Origin of the sequence: Clostridium sp. ZBS2 (genome assembly GCF_023845855.1) — a bacterium.
Classification (GTDB): Bacteria; Bacillota; Clostridia; order Clostridiales; family Clostridiaceae; genus Clostridium; species Clostridium aquiflavi.
Genome location: NZ_JAMQIF010000181.1, coordinates 1 through 293 on the forward strand (window position 1 = coordinate 1; position 293 = coordinate 293).

The 293-nt window shown below is 34.8% G+C and carries 1 protein-coding gene; it reads left to right on the plus strand.

Annotation, left to right across the window (positions count from 1 at the left end; translation table 11 throughout):
- Window positions 1-293 (plus strand): peptidoglycan-binding domain-containing protein (locus tag NG918_RS16870; RefSeq protein ID WP_252227216.1); only part of this gene is annotated, 293 nt, incomplete at both ends.

A 293-nucleotide genomic window follows, 5' to 3' on the forward strand; every position in this document is an offset into this window, starting at 1 on the left:
ACAGGCTGGGGTACAATTACAGCCTTAACTAAAGCTTTGCAAATAGAATTAGGTGTTGATGCTGATGGTTTATGGGGCCAAGGTACAGAAAAAGAATGCCCTACTATAAGTTCAAATAATGACAATACAAATATAATTACTATTTTACAATGTGGTTTATATTGCAAAGGATATGATGGTGGTAATATAGATGGTAACTTTACATCAAGAACAGCTGAAGGTATTTCTAACTTAAGAAAAGATGCTGGACTTTCTGATACTTCTGGTACTGCAACCCCACTAATATTTAAGGC